Annotated in this window: 17 protein-coding genes; 7 read left to right on the top strand and 10 right to left on the bottom strand. The window is 37.1% G+C overall.

Features of this window, described 5'->3' with window-relative positions; all coding sequences use genetic code 11:
* The 3 genes from ltrA to EA365_15055 form a co-directional block, all read left to right on the top strand.
* Positions 1-1,729, top strand: a 1,729-nt coding sequence (gene ltrA / locus EA365_15065; GenBank protein ID TVQ42507.1) for a group II intron reverse transcriptase/maturase, incomplete at its 5' end; no start/stop codon positions are given.
* Positions 1,730-1,774: 45 nt separating this feature from the next.
* Positions 1,775-2,413 carry an FHA domain-containing protein gene (locus EA365_15060; protein TVQ42506.1) on the top strand — a complete coding sequence of 213 codons (639 nt, stop codon included), beginning with the start codon at positions 1,775-1,777 and terminating at the stop codon, positions 2,411-2,413.
* 50 nt (positions 2,414-2,463) lie between these two features.
* Positions 2,464-3,810, top strand: a complete 1,347-nt coding sequence (locus tag EA365_15055; protein ID TVQ42505.1) for a DUF697 domain-containing protein — start codon at positions 2,464-2,466, stop codon at positions 3,808-3,810.
* On the opposite strand, the gene EA365_15050 is transcribed toward EA365_15055, so the two are convergent.
* Positions 3,807-3,968 carry a type II toxin-antitoxin system HicB family antitoxin gene (locus EA365_15050; protein TVQ42504.1) on the bottom strand — a complete coding sequence of 54 codons (162 nt, stop codon included), beginning with the start codon at positions 3,966-3,968 and terminating at the stop codon, positions 3,807-3,809. The genes EA365_15055 and EA365_15050 overlap by 4 nt on opposite strands.
* Positions 3,969-4,028: 60 nt before the next feature.
* Entirely contained in the window at positions 4,029-4,628 is a 600-nt protein-coding gene (locus tag EA365_15045) for a tRNA-(ms[2]io[6]A)-hydroxylase (protein TVQ42503.1), read from the bottom strand.
* A 29-nt stretch (positions 4,629-4,657) separates the two neighbouring features.
* Here EA365_15045 and EA365_15040 point away from each other — a divergent pair, with 29 nt between their 5' ends.
* Positions 4,658-5,407 carry a serine/threonine protein phosphatase gene (locus EA365_15040; protein ID TVQ42502.1) on the top strand — a complete coding sequence of 250 codons (750 nt, stop codon included), beginning with the start codon at positions 4,658-4,660 and terminating at the stop codon, positions 5,405-5,407.
* Here the strand turns inward: EA365_15040 and EA365_15035 are convergent.
* The 6 genes from EA365_15035 to EA365_15010 all read right to left on the bottom strand — a co-directional run bounded on the left by EA365_15035 (position 5,399) and on the right by EA365_15010 (position 12,696).
* On the bottom strand, positions 5,399-6,244 hold the full coding sequence (locus EA365_15035; protein ID TVQ42501.1) for a M48 family peptidase: 846 nt from the start codon (positions 6,242-6,244) through the stop codon (positions 5,399-5,401). The two genes, EA365_15040 and EA365_15035, sit on opposite strands and share 9 nt — an antisense overlap.
* A gap of 21 nt (positions 6,245-6,265) precedes the next feature.
* Positions 6,266-6,562 carry a hypothetical protein gene (locus EA365_15030; protein TVQ42500.1) on the bottom strand — a complete coding sequence of 99 codons (297 nt, stop codon included), beginning with the start codon at positions 6,560-6,562 and terminating at the stop codon, positions 6,266-6,268.
* A 183-nt stretch (positions 6,563-6,745) separates the two neighbouring features.
* On the bottom strand, positions 6,746-8,113 hold the full coding sequence (locus EA365_15025; GenBank protein ID TVQ42499.1) for an NAD-dependent succinate-semialdehyde dehydrogenase: 1,368 nt from the start codon (positions 8,111-8,113) through the stop codon (positions 6,746-6,748).
* Between the two features lie 76 nt (positions 8,114-8,189).
* The gene (locus EA365_15020) at positions 8,190-8,948 is read right to left on the bottom strand and encodes a PD-(D/E)XK nuclease family protein (protein TVQ42498.1); all 759 of its coding nucleotides are present in this window, start codon (positions 8,946-8,948) and stop codon (positions 8,190-8,192) included.
* The gene (locus EA365_15015; GenBank protein ID TVQ42497.1) at positions 8,945-10,105 is read right to left on the bottom strand and encodes an ATP-dependent 6-phosphofructokinase; all 1,161 of its coding nucleotides are present in this window, start codon (positions 10,103-10,105) and stop codon (positions 8,945-8,947) included. Before EA365_15015 ends, EA365_15020 begins: the two co-directional genes overlap by 4 nt.
* A gap of 134 nt (positions 10,106-10,239) precedes the next feature.
* Positions 10,240-12,696 (bottom strand): DUF4347 domain-containing protein, encoded by a 2,457-nt coding sequence (locus EA365_15010; protein TVQ42496.1) that lies wholly within the window; start codon positions 12,694-12,696, stop codon positions 10,240-10,242.
* A gap of 146 nt (positions 12,697-12,842) precedes the next feature.
* Here EA365_15010 and EA365_15005 point away from each other — a divergent pair, with 146 nt between their 5' ends.
* From EA365_15005 to EA365_14995, 3 genes are read left to right on the top strand one after another with little or no spacing between them, the layout of a single operon-like run.
* Positions 12,843-13,529 (top strand): Crp/Fnr family transcriptional regulator, encoded by a 687-nt coding sequence (locus EA365_15005; GenBank protein ID TVQ42495.1) that lies wholly within the window; start codon positions 12,843-12,845, stop codon positions 13,527-13,529.
* Complete coding sequence (locus EA365_15000; GenBank protein ID TVQ42494.1) at positions 13,529-15,289, top strand: M61 family peptidase; 1,761 nt, start codon at positions 13,529-13,531, stop codon at positions 15,287-15,289. Before EA365_15005 ends, EA365_15000 begins: the two co-directional genes overlap by 1 nt.
* Before the next feature lie 24 nt (positions 15,290-15,313).
* The gene (locus EA365_14995) at positions 15,314-16,231 is read left to right on the top strand and encodes a branched-chain amino acid transaminase (GenBank protein ID TVQ42493.1); all 918 of its coding nucleotides are present in this window, start codon (positions 15,314-15,316) and stop codon (positions 16,229-16,231) included.
* A gap of 36 nt (positions 16,232-16,267) precedes the next feature.
* Here the strand turns inward: EA365_14995 and EA365_14990 are convergent, their stop codons facing one another.
* Both EA365_14990 and EA365_14985 read right to left on the bottom strand, forming a co-directional pair.
* Complete coding sequence (locus tag EA365_14990; GenBank protein TVQ42492.1) at positions 16,268-17,881, bottom strand: hypothetical protein; 1,614 nt, start codon at positions 17,879-17,881, stop codon at positions 16,268-16,270.
* A gap of 413 nt (positions 17,882-18,294) precedes the next feature.
* Positions 18,295-18,413, bottom strand: a 119-nt coding sequence (locus tag EA365_14985) for a Uma2 family endonuclease (protein TVQ42491.1), incomplete at its 5' end; no start/stop codon positions are given.

Here is an 18,413-nt window from a genome sequence, read left to right as displayed (position 1 = left end):
GCTCCAAAAACGAATATACAGAGCCAAAGTAGCGGGTAACCAAAAGCTAGTCAAGGGTCTGCAACGGTTGTTAGTAAATAGTAAGAGCGCTAAAGCTTTAGCCATACGTAAAGTAACCCAAGACAATAGAGGCAAGAGAACCGCAGGTGTAGATGGACGTAAAGTCCTCACGCCTAAACAACGTATGGGTCTAATAAACAACCTCAAGATTGAGGGGAAAGCCAAACCGTTAAGAAGGATATACATTCCTAAACCCAATGGCGAAAAAAGACCCCTATCTATTCCTACTATTAGAGATAGAGCAGTCCAGATGCTACTCCTGATGGCTTTAGAGCCAGAATGGGAAGCGGTTTTTGAGCCTAACAGTTATGGATTCCGACCAGGTCGGTCATGCCACGATGCTATAGAAGCAATCTTTAACCAAATCCGATATAAGCAGAAATGGGTATTGGATGCGGATATAGCCAAATGTTTTGACAAAATCAATCATCAATATCTACTGGAAAAACTAGGAGACTGTCCGGTAAACTTTAAACGTCAAATCAAGATGTGGTTGAAATCGGGATTCATGCAAGATAAAGAGCTATTCCTAACAGAAGAAGGAACACCGCAAGGAGGGGTGATATCACCGTTGTTAGCCAATATCGCACTGCATGGAATAGAAGATAAATTAAACGAATGGGTGAAAACGTGGAGAGGACACAAAAAGAATAACCTAAAATCATTTTCCTTTATCAGATATGCTGATGACTTTGTAGTAATACACGAGTCCAGAGCAATCGTAGAAAGAGCAAAAGAAATAATCAGCTCACTTCTCGAACCAATCGGGCTACAGTTGAAAGAGGAAAAGACCAAGATAACCCATACAACAGAAGGATTCGATTTTCTAGGATTCAATATTAGACATTATCCACAGGGTAAACAGCAAAGCGGGAAATCAACAAATGGTCAGAAATTAGGTTACAAGACTTTAACGAAACCTTCCAAAAAAGCAATCAAAAAGCACTACGAAAAGATAGCGGATATCATCAGAAATAACAAGAGTGTGAATCAATCCGTACTTATAAAACTCCTGAATCCTATAATCCGTGGGTGGTGTAATTACTATTCTACGGTGGTGAGCAAGGAAGAATTCTCGAACTTACATTGCTTAGTGTATGGAATTTTGAAAAGATGGTGTAAACGCCGTCATCCTACAAAAGGAGCAAAATGGGTCAAAGAAAAATACTTCAAGCAGGGAAGGGGAAAAACAACGAGTATGGAAATCGAAAAAACCCGTAATTGGGTATTTAAATCTGATGATGGATACGAATTGCTCGAGCACCCTGATACCGTGATTAAACGTCACATTAAAGTTCAAGGCAATCGCTCGCCCTACGACGGGGATAAAGTGTATTGGGGACAAAGGCTATCTAACTCTATCGAACTAACGACCCGAGAGCAAACTCTGTTAAAACGACAAAAAGGTAAATGTAATATCTGCCACAAAGAATTCAAATTTGAGGACATATGGGAAGTTGATCATATAGTCCCCAGATGTAAGGGTGGAAAAGATACTTACGAAAACCTACAATTCGTTCATGCACATTGCCATGATGCGAAAACTAGAACTGATGGAAGCCTAAGAAATGGTACTCGTGACAAGAGTCAAGTAGTTGAGGAGCCGTGTGAGGTGAAAGTCTCAAGCACGGTTTTGCAGACGAGTCGGAAGGGTGACCTTCCAGCTTAGTTTAACAAGAAGCGGGAGCAAATTTGAAACAGGAGAATTAAAAATATGGTTATTTGTCCTAGTTGTGCACACGTTAACCCTGATGGAGCGACCAATTGTGAAGAGTGTATGACTCCTTTACCAATGATGATTCAATGTCCCCAATGCGGTGAATCGGTTCAAGATGATGCTGTTTTCTGTGGTAACTGTGGTTACAATCTCCAACAAAATAATACAGCACCAGAAACACCAGAAATACCAGAAATACCAGTAGTAATAGAGTCAGAAGAAACAGAAGCAGAAGTAGAAGAAACAGCAGTTATTCAGGAGTTAGAGGTACCCCCTGTTGAGATAGAAGAGCTAAAACCAACTATTTCTACTGCTTTTTTACATCACGTTCAAACCGAACAAAATTTAGAACTACCTAAAGAATCAAAAGTTATCTACTTAGGAAGACCTAACGACCAAATAGCTCCAGATATAGACGTCTCCGCATTCCCTGACTCGGATATAGTCTCTCGCATCCACGCGGATATTCGTTTAGAAGAGGATGGCTGTTATTATCTAGAAGATATGGGTAGTGCCAATGGCACTTATATTAATGGTCAACCCTTACCGCAAGGTAATCGTCATCTTTTGACAACGGGCGATCGCTTTTCCCTAGGGAAGGAAGATAAGGTAACTTTTGTGTTCTCAGTATCCTAAACTTGTTAAAATGAATCAGGGGAATAAGTAGTAATTAAGGGACAAAAACAATGGGGGTAAAACTAGATAAGCCGATTTTAATTACCACAGTTGGTTTAGGGTTAACAGTATGGTTGTGGTCAAACCTGGGAGATTCGGTAGTAGCTATAGGAGAATGGAGTGTCAGTGGAGCGATCGCTCTAGGCGGGTTACTCTGGTTACTACAAAATAAAGGGAAAAAACAACCATCACCCCCATTAGTCAGGATAAATCTAGATATAACCAAGGTTAATGGCGCGATCGCTTCTTGTCAACAAATGTTAACTAGTTTAGCTCAAGAAGCTCCCGAATTAAATTTAACTAGTTTAAAACAACAACTAGAAGGATTACCAGAATCGTTGAACCGTGAAACTCTGACCTTGACTATCACTGGTGCTAATAAAGTCGGTAAAACAACTCTGAAAAAACTCCTAGAAACAAATTATAGCAACTTAAGTTGGCAAGAAACAACTACAGCTTTAGATAATAGCGATTTATTATTATTCCTAGTCAATGGAGATTTAACTGAGTCAGAATGGTCAAAAATCCAACAATGGCACAGTTTAAACCATAACATTATTTTAGTTTTCAATAAACAAGACCAATATCTACCCGAAGAACAAGTTTTAATCACCGCACAACTAAAACAACGGGTACAATCAATTATTCCTGTAGAAAATGTGATCGCGATCGCTTCTCAACCCAAACCAGTTAAAGTCAGGGAACATCAAACAGATGGTACTATCAAAGAGTGGTTAGAAGATCCTCAACCCCTTATTCAACCTCTACAAGAACGCTTAAACTACATTACTCAAAATCACCATCAACAACTAGTCTTAGCTACAACCTGGAGAGAAGCTAAACAATTACAACAAAAAGTTAAAACTCTCAGCAATCAATTACGTTTTGAGCGCGCTTTACCAATTATTGAACAATATCAGTGGTTAGCTGCAGCTAGCGCGTTAGCTAACCCTATAGCTGCGCTAGATTTGCTCGTTACCCTCGGGATTAATGGTCAGATGTTGGTTGATTTAGGTAAAATATACCAACAACAATTTTCCCTCTCTCAAGCTCAAACCGCAGCTGCTACCCTAGGAGAATTAATGCTCAAACTAGGATTAGTAGAAGTCTCCACCCAAACTATCGCAGGAATGCTGAAAACTAACGCAATTACCTACATCGCAGGAGGAAGTGTACAAGCAATCAGTGCCGCTTATCTGACTAGAGTAGCAGGTTTAAGCTTAGTAGAGTATTTCCAAGAACAAGATGTTACCCTCGAAGGTTGGAATTTAGACAAATTAGCAGCCAAAATTAAACAAGTTTTTGCTCAAAATCAGAAAATGAGTATAATCCAAAACTTAGTTAAACAGGGAGTTTAAGTGGAGCGATTGCTCGTCTTAGGCATCTTTTTGAGAATCTTTTGTGCCAAAAACTCCTTACTTTCACCAGGAGCATTTGCTCCTGGTATTTCTGGACAAATAGCCCAATATCCTCCCTCAGAGGCTTTTTCAATAATTGCTGTAAATTCTCCTTTCATTTTAGTTTAACTTTGGCTATCTAGATTGTGGTTCATTTAATAGTAACACTGGAGTAAAGATTAACTGTGAATTCTCGCTTCAGGGTAAAGATTAGCTAGGATCTCACTTTCAATGAAGGCTAATTCCTCTAAACGTTGATTAACCTTTTCTTTCTCAAAGTAATGATGAGCTAACAGCCAATAAATACCATAGTGACGGGCTTCTGAGACCATTAAACCACGATAAAAGCTAGCTAGTTCGGGATTAGGGCAAAATTGGGCTAATAATCCTAATCTCTCATGAGAGCGCGCTTCAATCAAGGCAGCAACTAATAGAGAATCAAGGAATCTTTCTGGTTCTTGTTTACTAATCTGGTCTTTAAGCTTAGCACCATAGGGAGAAGGTTTTAAAGGTCCTAGGGGAATATCTAAACGCTCTAACCATTGGTTAACTAACTCAAAATGCTCTAATTCTTCTTTGGCGATCGCTGTTAACTGTCTAACTAACTCGTGATAGGAAGGATAACGAAACAAAAAATTAAGGGCAACTCCTGCCGCTTTGCGCTCACAATGGGAATGATCCAGTAAAATTATCTCTAGATTGTTAAGAGCTTGGTTGATCCAACCAGAACTAGTGGGTTTTTTGATAATATTGATCTTAGTAGTTGTTGGCAACAACATCTTCAATTTGATAATAAATAATTATTATAATGTCTCAGCGTCGGATTGTTATTGGTGACGTTCACGGTCATTACTACGCTCTTATGAGCTTACTAGAAGCGATCGCCCCTAGTCAAGAAGATAAAATTTATTTTCTTGGTGATTTAATTGACCGTGGTCCTCATAGTGCCCAAGTGGTACAGTTTTTAATGGATAATCAATATCCATGTTTATTGGGTAATCATGAAAAAATGTTACTCGATGCTATTGGTGATGGTAAAGTCCTACGGGATGAGTTACATATATGGCTTTATTGTGGTGGTTATGCTACCTTAGAAAGCTATCAAAACAATATACCTCAAGAACACGTTAACTGGTTAAAAGCTTTACCATTATATTTAGATTTAGGGGATATTTGGTTAGTCCACGCGGGATTAGATCCTAAACTAACTATTGAGGAACAATCCTCAGAGCAGTTTTGCTGGATTAGAAAACCCTTTCATGGGATGAGTGAGCCTTATTTTAATGATAAATTAATTGTGACAGGACACACGATTACCTTTACCCTACCTGGAGTCAAACCTGGTAAAATCGCTAGGGGGAGAGGTTGGATTGATATTGAAACAGGAGCTTATCACCCTCGTAGTGGTTGGTTAACCGCTTTTGACGTTGATAACGAGAAAATCCACCAAATCAATACTAAAGACAGGGTTTATCGTTGTCTTACTCTGCAACAGGCGATTATTGATATCGATCCTAGTAAAATTAGTCAGAAAGTAACTGAAGATGATCTAGAATAAACTACGGATTTGACGTTGATACTCTCGGGGGTTTAAACCATCTCCCCGACTAGCTGTATTAGGGTTAAGTTGTTCTCTAAGTAAAACAATTCGATCTTGTGTCGCAGGATGGGTACTCAGTATCGCTAAATTACTCCCCCCAGAATATTTTAATAATGTTTCCATAAAGGTAACCATAGCAATGGGAGCATATCCAGCTTTTTGCAGATTATTTAAGCCGAATTGATCTGCTTCTAGCTCATTTTCCCGACTACGGGGTAAATTAAAACCTACCTCTATTCCTAACCTAATGGCGTCACTTTCTTCTAATCCCGTTGCTCTCATTAACCCAGAGGCGATCGCTCTTCTTTGAATTGCTTTTAGAGCATGACGACCTACTATGTGTCCTACTTCGTGAGCTACTACACTAGCTAATTCAGCTTCATTAGTAGCTTTAACCATTAAACCAGTATTGATATAAACAAACCCTCCCATGGTAGCAAAAGCGTTAACAGAGTCATCGTCAATAATTTGAAATGTATAAGGGAGTGAGGGACGATCACTAGTTCTGGCTATTCTTTGTCCAATACTATTGAGGTAACGATTTAATTGAGGGTTGCGATTTACCCTGAGATTGTTTTGGGTTAATAATTGCTGATTAATTTCTTTACCCAATTCTACCTCTTGACTATCGGAGAGTTGGGAAATTTGCAGAATTTGAATACCTTGTATCAGAATATCCAACCAAGGATTACTATAGCTAGGTGTTCGATAGCCAACAGTGACCATAACAAAAAAAGTTACTGATAGTAACAAAGAGAGCCAACGATTTTTACCGCGTTCCCAAAATTTTAACATTAGTAAAAAATCAAGCCTGAATTATTGACCACTCATGGTTTGATAGCGATAGAAGTTAAATAAATCAAATAAACCACCCACAAAAGCAAAAGCGAAGCTAATCACCATAATGCCTTGTAAAGGATAGCCATTACCAAAAACTGCCAGAAAATCCATAATTTGTCCTGCACAATTAGTAGCTAACCAATAACAGCCAGGAATATAACCCATCACCAGGAATAAACCTAGGATCATTCCCGTTAGTACAAAAGGTGCACTAAAGGTAAAAGCTGTGGTTAGTAACAAAGAGGAGATTAAACGAAAAACTAGGTTAATCATTGATTAGTACCCTATGAGCTGGTTATCTGTTTTTAGAATAATCGCAAAAGTTGAACATTAACAAAATGCTCAACAATATTAAATGATTATTAAAATTAGTATAAACAAGCCTTAAGTAGTGTAAAGCTTTTGTAAAGAACTGTTAAGCAAATACCTAGATTAAGTTATAGTTTCTTAACAAATTTAGGATACTGAGACGGTTTTAATATTGACAAACTCTCGAATACCTTCAACACCTAATTCTCTTCCGTAACCCGAACGTTTAATACCACCAAAAGGTAAACGGGGGTCAGATTTCACAAAACTATTGATAAAGACACAACCCGCTTCTAATTCATTAATCAGACGTTGTTGTTGTTGAGGATCATTAGTCCAACCACTCGCACCTAAGCCAAAAACAGTATTATTAGCTAAACTAATGGCTTCATCTAGGTTAGTAACAGTAAATAATAAAGCTACAGGACCGAAAAACTCATCGATCGCCCCAGGAGAATTAGGAGGTATATCAGTGAGAATAGTTGGGGGATAAAAATAACCAGTGAGATCCCTTAATGGTTGACCTCCTGTTAATAATTTTGCACCCATAGCCACGGTTTTTTGTACTTGTGCGTCTAATTCTTTAAGCATACCTTGAGTAGCTAATGGTCCTACTTCTGTTTCAGGTAATTGGGGATCGCCGATTTGGAGTGCTTGAAATTTAGCTACCATTTTGGCTGTAAATTCAGCAGCGATGGTATCTTGAAGGATAAAGCGTTTAGCTGCGATACAGGATTGACCGTTATTGAGCATGCGAGAGGTTACAGCTGCACTTACTGCTTGCTCTAAATCAGCACTTTCTAGTACAATAAAGGGGTCAGAACCCCCTAATTCTAGAACTGTTTTTTTAATCTCATTACCCGCGGTAGCCGCCAGACTCATTCCCGCGGGTTCACTTCCTGTGAGAGTAGCTGCTTTCACCCGAGGATCTCTAACTATGGCTTCTACTTGAGATGCTCCAATTAACAGACTTTGAAAACTTCCCTTAGGGAAACCCGCAGCTAGAATAATTTTCTCAATTTCTAGGGAACATTGGGGGACATTAGAAGCGTGTTTAAGTACGCCCACATTTCCCGCCATTAAAATCGGTGCTGCGAAGCGAAATACTTGCCAGAAGGGGAAATTCCAAGGCATTACAGCTAGAATAATTCCTAGGGGTTGATAAGAGACATAACTATTTTTGGCGTCGGTAGTTATGGGAGTATCTGCTAGAAGTTTTGCGCCATTTTCCGCGTAATAACGACATACCAAAGCACATTTAGATACCTCAGCGATCGCCGCTTTAATTGGTTTACCCATTTCTAGAGTCAGTAACTTGCCTAATCTCGGTGCTTCTGTTTCCAGGATTGTTGCTGCTTGGTTTAGCCATTGACTTCTTTGGTCAAAAGTAGTTTGACGATATTCTTTAAAAGTACTTGCAGCGAGGCTTAATTTAGCTTCTATTTCTGTATCTGAGAGTGGAGTAAAGGTAGCTACTGTCTCTCCTGTGGCTGGGTTAATTGTTGCGATAGCCATGGCTGATGGTTTGTAAACTCTAATACTTTCTAGCTTAAATTATGGGAGCTTGATTGAGGTTTATTTTAAGATTTTCTTAATCTAAAGAGATTTCGGGAATCTCATCGATGGTTTGACTAGGGTTAAGCAATTTATGATCACCCACCAGAGAAGAGTAATAAGGACAACTAGACTGACAGTCATCACGATGGGGAAAATCACCCGTTGCTAACCATTGGTCTAGATTAGATAATAATTGCGCTAAATCTTGTTGAGTTTGTTGATGTTGACTCTGACTATACTTAAAGCTCACAGATTGAGCTTTTTGAGGTAATTTAACAAACCAATAGGTTAGGGAGATATCCTCGGGTTGATAATCAGAAGTTTCGGCTAAAACGTATAAATATAAACGAGTTTGCCAGTTATTAACTAATTTCTGGCTATCTTCAGGTAGAGGATAAGTTTTCCAATCGATAATCTGCGCTTTTTCCTCGGTAATGATTAATAAATCGTAGATAACAGTAAATAAATAATCATGAAAACAGATTGTTCGTTGATGTTCAGCCTCACGCCAACTATAATTATCTGATTGAAATAAATCTGGTGCTGCGGTTTGGAGAGAATGGAGCGATCGCCCCATTTCTCTATCTGCTTCAGCAAAAGCATCAATAGATAGACCTAATTCTCTCTGCTGCATCAACAAATGAAAGCGACTACCCCAATCTAACCTTTCTAATTGTTCAGGAGTAGTAGGTAAGTTCAATTGTTCCAAGTAGTTACGTTGAAACAAAGGAGGACAAATCGTTAATTGATTGAGTTGTCCTTGAGATAGTCGCTGTTTAATCTTGGCAGTCATGCTTCAGCTAGATTTCCTAAGTATATACCCAATTCTCGGGCTGTTTTAACCATAAAGCAATCAGGTTTAACTGGTGCAGCACATTGGTCATGTTTATGAGCTTCTCTGACGATCGGCATTACTTCTTCTAATGATATGTGATCTACTTGTCCATAGCGCCAGATAATTAATTGTGAGTAAAGTTCCTCTTCTATCAATTTTACAGCTTTAATGCCAAAAGCAGTACCCATAATGCGATCGTTCGCAGAAGGTATCCCACTACGTTGTAAATGACCTAAAACCGTGACTCTGGTATCAATACCACTGAGAGTACAGAAAATCCCATCCTTAGTTTGACATAACTCTTGACTTTTTATTTTCATCAAATCCCCGAGGTGATCGGCGATATTCTTTTCTTTTTCTCCTAGTTCATTTTTCACACCTTCAGCGATGACCACGATCGCAAATCGGCGACCAGTCTTAGTCAAGTTAGCAATTTTAGTACAACAACCCTCCACCACTTCATCGGTCAACTGAGGAGCTAATTCTGGTATAAGGATAATATCAGCACCCCCTGCGATTCCTGAATTTAAGCCTAGATGTCCTGCGTCTCTTCCCATTACCTGTATAATCATTATTCTTTCATGACTAGCTGCGGTAAAAGTCAAGTCATAGATTGCTCTGGTAACGGTATCTACTGCGCTATCAAAACCCACAGAATATTCTGTAAAAGGTACATCGTTATCAATAGTTTTAGGTATAGCGATAAAATTCCAATTACCTAATTGAGCTAAATTATGCAGAATTTCTAGACTTCCATCTCCACCAATAGCGATTAAAGCGTCTAACTTCATTAAATCGTATGCGTAGAGAATTTCTTTAGCGATATCTGGTTGATTGGGGTTACCCTTACTTACTGAACCGAGAATTGTCCCACTAAGAAACTGAAGGATATCTAATCCTCTTAGTATTCCTGGTATATTATAGCCATGTTCTTTTAATAACAAATCTTCAGGTTGACATTTACCCCGAGCAATATCTAGAAAACCATCTGTACCAAAGGGAATCCCATATAATTCCCAACCTTTACGATTAACACATTTGACGACAGCACGGATAACGGCGTTTAAACCTGCACAGTCGCCACCACTTGTTAGTATGCCAATGCGTTTTATCATATTGATAATAAATAACTTTACGAGTTTAATTTTAGTTCAGAGTCAATGCTAATCAGATAAATTAAACCTTTAATTAATATCTAGACTAGTTAAATCATCCTTTCCTCATTTTTGTTCACTTAAATTAACATAACTTAGAAGATCAAAATATTACTCGCGACTAAATCGGGCTGATTGCGTAAAATCGCAATTTGAGTTAAAGGAATATCTCTACCGGTATTAATATAAGCCAATCTACGTACATCTTGAGCGTAAACAAAACCTAAATTAAAATCATTTGGTAAACTCGTAAAACGGGAAATAGTAATAAACTGGTCTTCGGGTAGTCTTCCTCTAGATAAATTATTACCAAAACCTCGTCGAGAAATAGTAATCCAATCAGCAGCGGGATTAAAATCAGTAATAGTATTTCTTCCTTCTCGAGGATTATTAAACTGAAATCTATCTCTACCCCCTCCACCAATCAAGACATCGTTACCAGGTCCACCAATCAGGATATCCTTACCAGGTCCACCGAGAAGAGTATCATTACCAGTCCCACCTTCTAAGGTATCATTACCAGTCCCACCTCTGATTAAGTCTCTACCAGGTCCTCCTTGGATGAAGTCGTTACCTGATCCTCCCTCTAAGATGTCATCTCCCCTTAAACCTTTGAGGGTATCATCTCCACCTAATCCCTCAATCGTATCATCGAGATTAGTACCAATCAGGATATCACTACGATTTGTACCTCTGATTATTCCTGCTACTTCTACCGCACCGATATCTACGGTACGATTAGAGATACGAGGTAATCCCCGTTGATCTGTGCTTAATTCTTCTGTTACAAGATTATTTAAACCTCCATCAATAGCGGGACTATTGGATAAGGGAAGATGAGTCAGAGTAGGACCACCATTATCTGCTAAATCTTCTAAACCAGGATTTTCTACCCCGTTGATGTCTCCTCTCTGATTAAAGACTCTCCCTGCGTTTCCTATCCCAATCAGGTTACCACCTTGACTCTCAAAGGTATTTTCATCCCCTGTAAAGTCTATATCCGTATTTTTGTTACCCGCGACTATACTGTTACCGATTTGTACTAAGTTACCTCGGTTAGCGATACCACTTCCTTGACCTCCTGTAGCTTCATTATCGGTAATAGTGCTATTATTGATAATTACTGTACCAATTCTATTTAAAATACCACCTCCTGTACTCCCTGAGTTATTAGAAATAGTACTATTAGTAATGCTAACTAAATTATTCCAACCATCATTATTGATACCACTATTGTTGTTATTACTAACTGTACTGTTAATGATATTAGTATTACTTGTTGCTATAATACCATTATCACTATTACCATCAATTGTACTATTAATAATGTTAGCTGTATTAGATGAAACTCTGATACCTTGACTATTATTATTAATTATCTTAGTATCAGTGATCTTGGTTATTCCACTAGAATAAACTCCTCTACGACCATTATCAGAAATAGTACTGTTAGTTATTTCTAGAGTTCCTCTAGAATAGATTCCTTGATCGCCATTGTTAGCAATAGTACTATTAGTTATCTCTAAAGTTCCACTAGAAGATATTCCTCTATTACCATTATTATCAATAATACTGTTTTCTATATTTAAAACTCCTCGGGAAGAGATGCCAGTTCCTCTATTATCAATAATTCTTGAATTATTAATACCTATTATGCCAGTGTTTTTATTATTAATAGCAGTATAATTACCAGAAATAATAGTATCTCTTATTTGAACATTATCCCCTGAGTTGTCAATAGCATTATTATGCCAATTACTAGCATTAATAATACTCAGTTTTTCTATTTCAACCGTAATTTGTTCATCAGAAAACCCATCATTAATAGAGAATACAGTATTTTCATTACCATCTATGGTCAGATTTTCTGCACCTAAACCAACTATTTTTAAGTTATCAGAAATCTCTAAAGGTACTCCGATTGTAAGAGTAATCGTTCCACCAGTAAGGGAAGGATCAAACTCAATAATATAATCTCCAGGTACAGAATTAGCTCGATTAATCCCATCTCTCAGGGAGACTCTACCTCTAGTGATTCCGTCGTCTTCATCTTCTAAAGTATTAACGACGATAGTTTCTAAAACCCCAGGATAAGCTGTAATTACTTCTTGACTAAAAATGATCTTGGGGTTAACATCTCCTCTGGTTACTTCTAAATTCCAATTACCACCTTGAGCTGAATTCCCTGTTAAAGTTGTAGAAGCTGCGATATTTGCTCCCGTTAACTTGTGTAATTGATTAATGAATGCTTTTCCTACCTGAGTCGCTGCAACTTTACACCCATAGATAATTATTTCCTCTATTCTCCATTGCTGTAATTGAGTTGCGTATTGGTGGAGATTGTGAATATTTAACTTTAAATTACCTAAATAAAGATAACCTGGACTACCATGAGAGACTAGATGGAGAGTTTTAATCTTTTTTTTAGCTAGATAAGCAATAGGGTTAATTCCTTCGGTAATCACAAATATTTCTATATCTCTAGGTATCTCCCCTAATAGGGTTTGATAGTGGGGAATCTGAGCATCGATTAGGAGTAGAGATTTAGTCATAGGTCTTAAATTAATTAGATACTTATATAATATGTATTCATGCTACCATAGTAAAGAAACATCTTGACAAAGAAGATCTAGTTAAAGTTGAGTAGTTCAGATCTCTAGATTTATGGTAAAATAAAGCCCAAGCGCTATTGACATTCATGGAGACCCAAACGTTTAACGAGCTTTTTCCATTATTTAATACAGCTGATCCTGAAACTCTCACTTGGCTATTATCCGTTGCTACAGAAGAAGAGTACGACGAAGACGAGACAATAGTTAGGGAGGATAGTTGGGGAAGATCTTTCTATCTAATTATCTCAGGATGGGTGAAAATTCAGAAACAAATCGACACACATCAAATCACCCAAGAAATTCTTGGTAAAGGTGATTTTTTTGGTGAAACGGCGATTTTAGACGATACTCCCCGAGGAACTAGCGTAATTGCTCTTTCTGAAGTAAAATTAATCAGTATTTCTGCACAACGATTTATTCAAACCTTACTCAAAGAACCACAAGTTCAACATAAATTACTACAACAAACTGTACATCGTTTGCATAAGCTACAAAATCGCTTTTACCGACGGTTACAACCTCCTATTAGTAGATTGAGTAAAGTACTAGTTTCTTTAGCAGAAAATTATGGTCAACCTACAGAGCAAGGTATAGAAATCTTAGAAATTCCGAGACAGGATTTAGCAGATATAGCGGAAACTACCCTAGAAGAAACGAATAATATATTAGAAAATATTCAAACCAAGGGTTTACTAACTATAGATGAACAACAACAAGTTTTTTGTTTAACTAATCCTAAACAGCTAATTCATTTAATCAGAAATCAATCATAATGACTCAAACAAAGACAATTTTAAAAACAGACAAGGTTAAAAATCTAGCCATAAACTATCAAGTATCTTTATCTCAACCAGGTTCTCATTTATTTGAGGTAGAATTAAATGTTAATAATTGGGATAAGCCAACTCTAGATTTAAAAATGCCTGTGTGGAGTCCTGGTTCTTATTTAATCAGAGAATACGCTAAAAATGTTCAGGATTTTAAAGCAAAAGATACTCAGAGTAATCAAGTTTTAAATACTGAAAAAATCAGTAAGAATCATTGGTTAATTGATACTAGTAACTCTGTTGATATCACGATTAGTTATCAAGTTTATGCTCATGAATTATCAGTGAGAACTAATCATTTAAACTATAGTCATGGTTATTTTAATGGCGCTGCTTTGTTTTATTATATTCCTGGTTATGAACAACAAGCAATTAGGGTAAAAGTTATCCCTCCCCAAGCAGATTGGCAAGTAACAACAGCATTACCAGAAGTAGAAAATAATGTTTATTTAGCTAAGGATTTTGATACCTTAGTTGATAGTCCTTTTGAAATAGGTACTCACTCACTAACTGAATTTGAAGTCTTAGGAAAAAAACACCGTTTAGCGATTTGGGGAGAAGGAAACCTTTCCCTTGAACAGGTTATCGCAGATATCCAAAAAATCATTAAGGTAGAAGCTGATTTATATGAAGGTTTACCCTATGAGGATTATCTATTTTTATTGCATTTATCAAGCAATGGTTTTGGTGGTTTAGAACATAAAAATTGTTGCAGTTTAATTTATTCTCGCTTTGGGTTTCGTGTAACCGAAAAATATCAACGTTTTCTGCAATTAGTAGCCCATGAATTCTTTCATCTGTGGAACGTAAAACGCATTCGTCCCCAAGCTTTAGAGACTTTTGATTATGACCAAGAAAATTATACTACTTCTCTCTGGTTCGCTGAAGGGGCTACGAGTTATTATGATTTATTAATCCCTGTAAGAAGTGGTATCTATGACGGAAAAACTTTTTTAGGATTTCTCAGTAAAGAGATTAGTAAATATCTCAATACTCCAGGACGTCAGGTACAATCTTTAAGTGAGTCAAGCTTTGATGCTTGGATTAAATTATATCGTCGCGATGCTAATAGTGATAATTCCCAAATATCCTATTATCTCAAAGGTAGTTTAGTTTGTTTGATGTTAGATTTATTGATTAGATCTCGTCATCAGAATAAGCGATCGCTTGATGATGTAATGCGGTTAATGTGGCGACGTTTTGGTCAACCAGAAATAGGTTACAGTCCAGAGGAATTAGAAGAAGTAATTAGTACTGTAGCAGAAACAGATTTAACCGAATTCTTTCAACTCTATCTACAGGGAACAACCGAACTTCCCTTAGCCGAATATTTAGCTTTATTTGGGTTACAACTGCAAGTAATAAATAAAGATAATGTCCCTGATTTAGGAATTCAACTAACAGATAAAGGAGTAGTTAAATTTGTCAGACAGGATTCTGTAGCAGCAAAAGTCGGGATTTCTCCTGGAGACGAAATATTAGCCATCAATCAGATACGTGTTCAAACAGAGGAATTTAACGAACGTCTCAAAGATTATCAAGAGGGTGATAAGATTGATCTTACTCTCTTTCACCAGGATCAACTACGTACGGTTAGCGTAGAGTTAGCTTTCCCGCAACCGAGTGGCTATGAAATTGTACCTCTGAAAGAACCTAGTCAACAACAAAGAGAAAATTATCAAGGTTGGCTGCAATCTGAATTGTAATTAATTGTACGGGTATCGATAAAAATGCACAATTTTCTTCCTATTGCTTATTTTCAAAATCGTTTTGTTCCTTTTGCAGAAGCGACAATCTCTATAGCTACTCATGCTCTACACTATGGTACAGGAGCTTTTGGCGGTTTAAGGGGTTTACCAGATCCTAATCAACCCCACCAAATCCTCTTATTTAGATTAGATCGCCATTGTCAACGTTTGAGTCAAAGTGCCAAATTTCTGCATTTTGATTTACCCGCGTCTAAAATCCAACAGATCATCACAGACTTTGTCCAAAAAAATCAGCCCAAAAATCCTTTTTATATTCGTCCTTTTGTCTATACCTCTGATTTAGGAATCGCCCCGAGATTACATAATATCGAAAAAGACTTCTTTGTCTATGGATTAGACTTAGGAGACTATCTCTCTCCCGAGGGTATTAGTTGTCGTATTAGTTCTTGGCATCGTCAAGAGGATCGTAGTTTACCCTTGCGTGGTAAAATCAGTGGAGCTTATATTACTTCTTCTCTAGCTAAAACAGAAGCGGTAGAGTCAGGATTTGATGAAGCGATTTTACTCAATTCCCAAGGTAAAGTCTGTGAAGCTACGGGTATGAATATTTTTATGGTCAGAAACGGTAAATTAATTACACCAGGATATGACCAAGACATTTTAGAAGGAATAACTCGCGATAGTGTAATTACCTTAGCCCAAGATTTGGGAATACCCGTACAAGAAAGACCCATAGATAAGTCAGAATTATTTATCGCTGATGAAGTATTTCTGAGTGGAACAGCAGCTAAAGTAACCCCAATCAAACAGATAGAAAACTATCAATTACCCCCGGATAGACCAATTACTACTCAATTGCGTGAGAAATTTTTAGCTATTACCGAAAATAGAGAACCTAATTATCAACATTGGGTTCATATTATCCCACTAAATAAATAATATACAGCGGGTGCGTTTATGAAACGCACCTACTATTTAACCAATTAAAGCCTTAGTTTCTGATTCTCCGAGTTTATGCAACTGTTTAGTTAGTAAAGTTGTTCCCAAACTCATAATTAAAACTTGACCAAAAACAGCTAAACCAAACTGGATAATTGAGTTCATTTGTTCTAAAGCATATATGGGTAAGGGGACAAATAACCACAATTCTGGGAAATAGTCAGGAGAGAATCCTAATAAATCCAAACCTAGAGGTACTAAAAAGATTAAACTTACCAAAGTACTGTTAGCCCAAAGTTGTCTTTGGCGATGACGTCTCAACAGAATTAGTTGAGTAACTACAGCATAGATAAACAGTAAACCGCTTTGAAACAGTAAGCTAATCACAGCGATTAAGCGATTATCACCAAATAAGAGGATAATTCCTGGCATCATAATTACTCCACTGATGATAAAATTAATCCCTAAAGAGGCGATCGCTGGACTATATTCACCAAAGATTAAATCTTCTAATAAAGAATTATGGGTTTGTTGGTGACGATAACGAGACCAAGTTTGCAGAGTTTCCCGAGCTGGAGTAAGATGGAAAATCAGTGTTAAACCGATGACTAAATGTAGAAAAAGTATCAGATAAAAATTAGACAATAACTCATTAGTATTTAAGGTTTGTAAGGTAAATCCAAAGGCTATAGCCATTACTGTTGTAGAGAACCAGTAACTGTGTTGTTTGTTAATTATTCTTCCTTCAGGGTTGTGGAAACGTCGTTTTAATCCAAACCAAACCCAATAACTAGCAAAAACTACATTAGCTACATATACAGCTATTCCTAGACATAAATTTTGCCAGAGAGAAAACTCATACCAGCGTAATTGATCTAGTTTAGTTATAGTCAGATAATCTAAATTATCCATACCCGTAGCCTCTGCTAAGTAGGGTAAAATTTGGAAAGGAGAAAAAAGCGATATCCAGTCCAAAAAGCTACCAGTAGGACTACCATAACGACTTAAAGTCATCGAACCCCAGATTAACAGATATAAGCTAACTACTCCACCTCCTAACCAAGCTATTAAACTACTTTTATAATATATAATACTTACAAGTAAAGCGAGAGAGTACCAGAAAAAACAGTTAAAGGCTACTACTATATTAAAAGTCACTAATAGACTTAAAGGTATTCCCGCGGCTAAACCAGCTATTAATTGCAAGGGAATAGCGAGTATCACCATCCAATAAATAAGTATAGGTACACCGAGAAGTTTCCCCAACAAAATCTTACTGTGGGATTGAGGAGTAAAACGAATAAAATTAAGTGTCCCGTTTTTTTCTTCTTTAGCTAAATCTTGAATGAGTAAGTAAACACCACTAATCAAGAGTAAGGATATAGTAATTACACTTAAACCGACAAATATATCTAACCAGAAAAGAGACCAGTTTATGTTGAGAGGTAAACTGCAATTTCCCTGACAGTAACGATTATATTTGCTAAATTTATCTGGTAATGCTGCAAAGTAACAAAAACCGATTAAAAACTGTCCTACAATACTAACAATACTAACGATCAATAAGCTTAGGGGTGTTAAACGTCCTTTTGCTTCTCGAAAGAGTTGCGGATTCCATTCCCCGATAACATCGATAATTTGGTTTAACATGCTGGAGATTTCCTTATCTAGCCGAATTAGGGTACAATAGATAACCTGTGTTAACCTATTTTAACTATTTTTTTAAATTTCTCCTCAAAAAGTAACAATACTCCATGAGCATAAGTTAAATGAACTACGTCTAGCCGACTTCACTTGAGCTAGACCACTTCTTTCTTCCTACTTTGGCTTGTATAGCAGTACGCGTTGTGGTTAGGACATTTTAAAGTTATGAAACCCAGTGCTAATCTACTCTTGCCTTGCGCGTAGGGCTATATCTTACCAACGACTTGTTTTAACTTTCTGTATTATTTTAATGCTTTTCCTGAATTTCAATCAATTAAAATCTTACTCTTGATTCCACCAATAAAAAGTTGTGTTTTCCTGTGACATTATACTCATAACATTATTCCTTGGTTTATGTACTAATTTGGTAATATTTTTTTAAGATCAAGCTGAAGATCATCAAAAGCAACAGGAGAAATTATTCCTTGCTTCAAGGTCAATTTAGTTTGATAATCATCTTGATGGGGTTCTCTCCAAA

The sequence above is a fragment of the Gloeocapsa sp. DLM2.Bin57 genome, from assembly GCA_007693955.1.
Lineage (GTDB): Bacteria > Cyanobacteriota > Cyanobacteriia > Cyanobacteriales > Gloeocapsaceae > Gloeocapsa.
The sequence above is the reverse complement of the archived record's forward strand: the minus strand, read 5'-3'. Positions and strand labels throughout refer to the sequence as shown.

What these genes read in the sequence shown, in the direction of transcription:
- EA365_14990 (TVQ42492.1), bottom strand. Translation starts at nt 17,881, where the DNA reads ATGTTAAACCAAATTATCGATGTTATCGGGGAATGGAATCCGCAACTC.
- EA365_15005 (TVQ42495.1), top strand. Translation starts at nt 12,843, where the DNA reads ATGGAGACCCAAACGTTTAACGAGCTTTTTCCATTATTTAATACAGCT.
- EA365_15025 (TVQ42499.1), bottom strand. Translation starts at nt 8,113, where the DNA reads ATGGCTATCGCAACAATTAACCCAGCCACAGGAGAGACAGTAGCTACC.
- EA365_15055 (TVQ42505.1), top strand. Translation starts at nt 2,464, where the DNA reads ATGGGGGTAAAACTAGATAAGCCGATTTTAATTACCACAGTTGGTTTA.
- EA365_15010 (TVQ42496.1), bottom strand. Translation starts at nt 12,696, where the DNA reads ATGACTAAATCTCTACTCCTAATCGATGCTCAGATTCCCCACTATCAA.
- EA365_15045 (TVQ42503.1), bottom strand. Translation starts at nt 4,628, where the DNA reads ATGTTGTTGCCAACAACTACTAAGATCAATATTATCAAAAAACCCACT.
- EA365_15000 (TVQ42494.1), top strand. Translation starts at nt 13,529, where the DNA reads ATGACTCAAACAAAGACAATTTTAAAAACAGACAAGGTTAAAAATCTA.
- EA365_15040 (TVQ42502.1), top strand. Translation starts at nt 4,658, where the DNA reads ATGTCTCAGCGTCGGATTGTTATTGGTGACGTTCACGGTCATTACTAC.
- EA365_15020 (TVQ42498.1), bottom strand. Translation starts at nt 8,948, where the DNA reads ATGACTGCCAAGATTAAACAGCGACTATCTCAAGGACAACTCAATCAA.
- EA365_15015 (TVQ42497.1), bottom strand. Translation starts at nt 10,105, where the DNA reads ATGATAAAACGCATTGGCATACTAACAAGTGGTGGCGACTGTGCAGGT.
- EA365_15050 (TVQ42504.1), bottom strand. Translation starts at nt 3,968, where the DNA reads ATGAAAGGAGAATTTACAGCAATTATTGAAAAAGCCTCTGAGGGAGGA.
- EA365_14995 (TVQ42493.1), top strand. Translation starts at nt 15,314, where the DNA reads ATGCACAATTTTCTTCCTATTGCTTATTTTCAAAATCGTTTTGTTCCT.
- EA365_15060 (TVQ42506.1), top strand. Translation starts at nt 1,775, where the DNA reads ATGGTTATTTGTCCTAGTTGTGCACACGTTAACCCTGATGGAGCGACC.
- EA365_15035 (TVQ42501.1), bottom strand. Translation starts at nt 6,244, where the DNA reads ATGTTAAAATTTTGGGAACGCGGTAAAAATCGTTGGCTCTCTTTGTTA.
- EA365_15030 (TVQ42500.1), bottom strand. Translation starts at nt 6,562, where the DNA reads ATGATTAACCTAGTTTTTCGTTTAATCTCCTCTTTGTTACTAACCACA.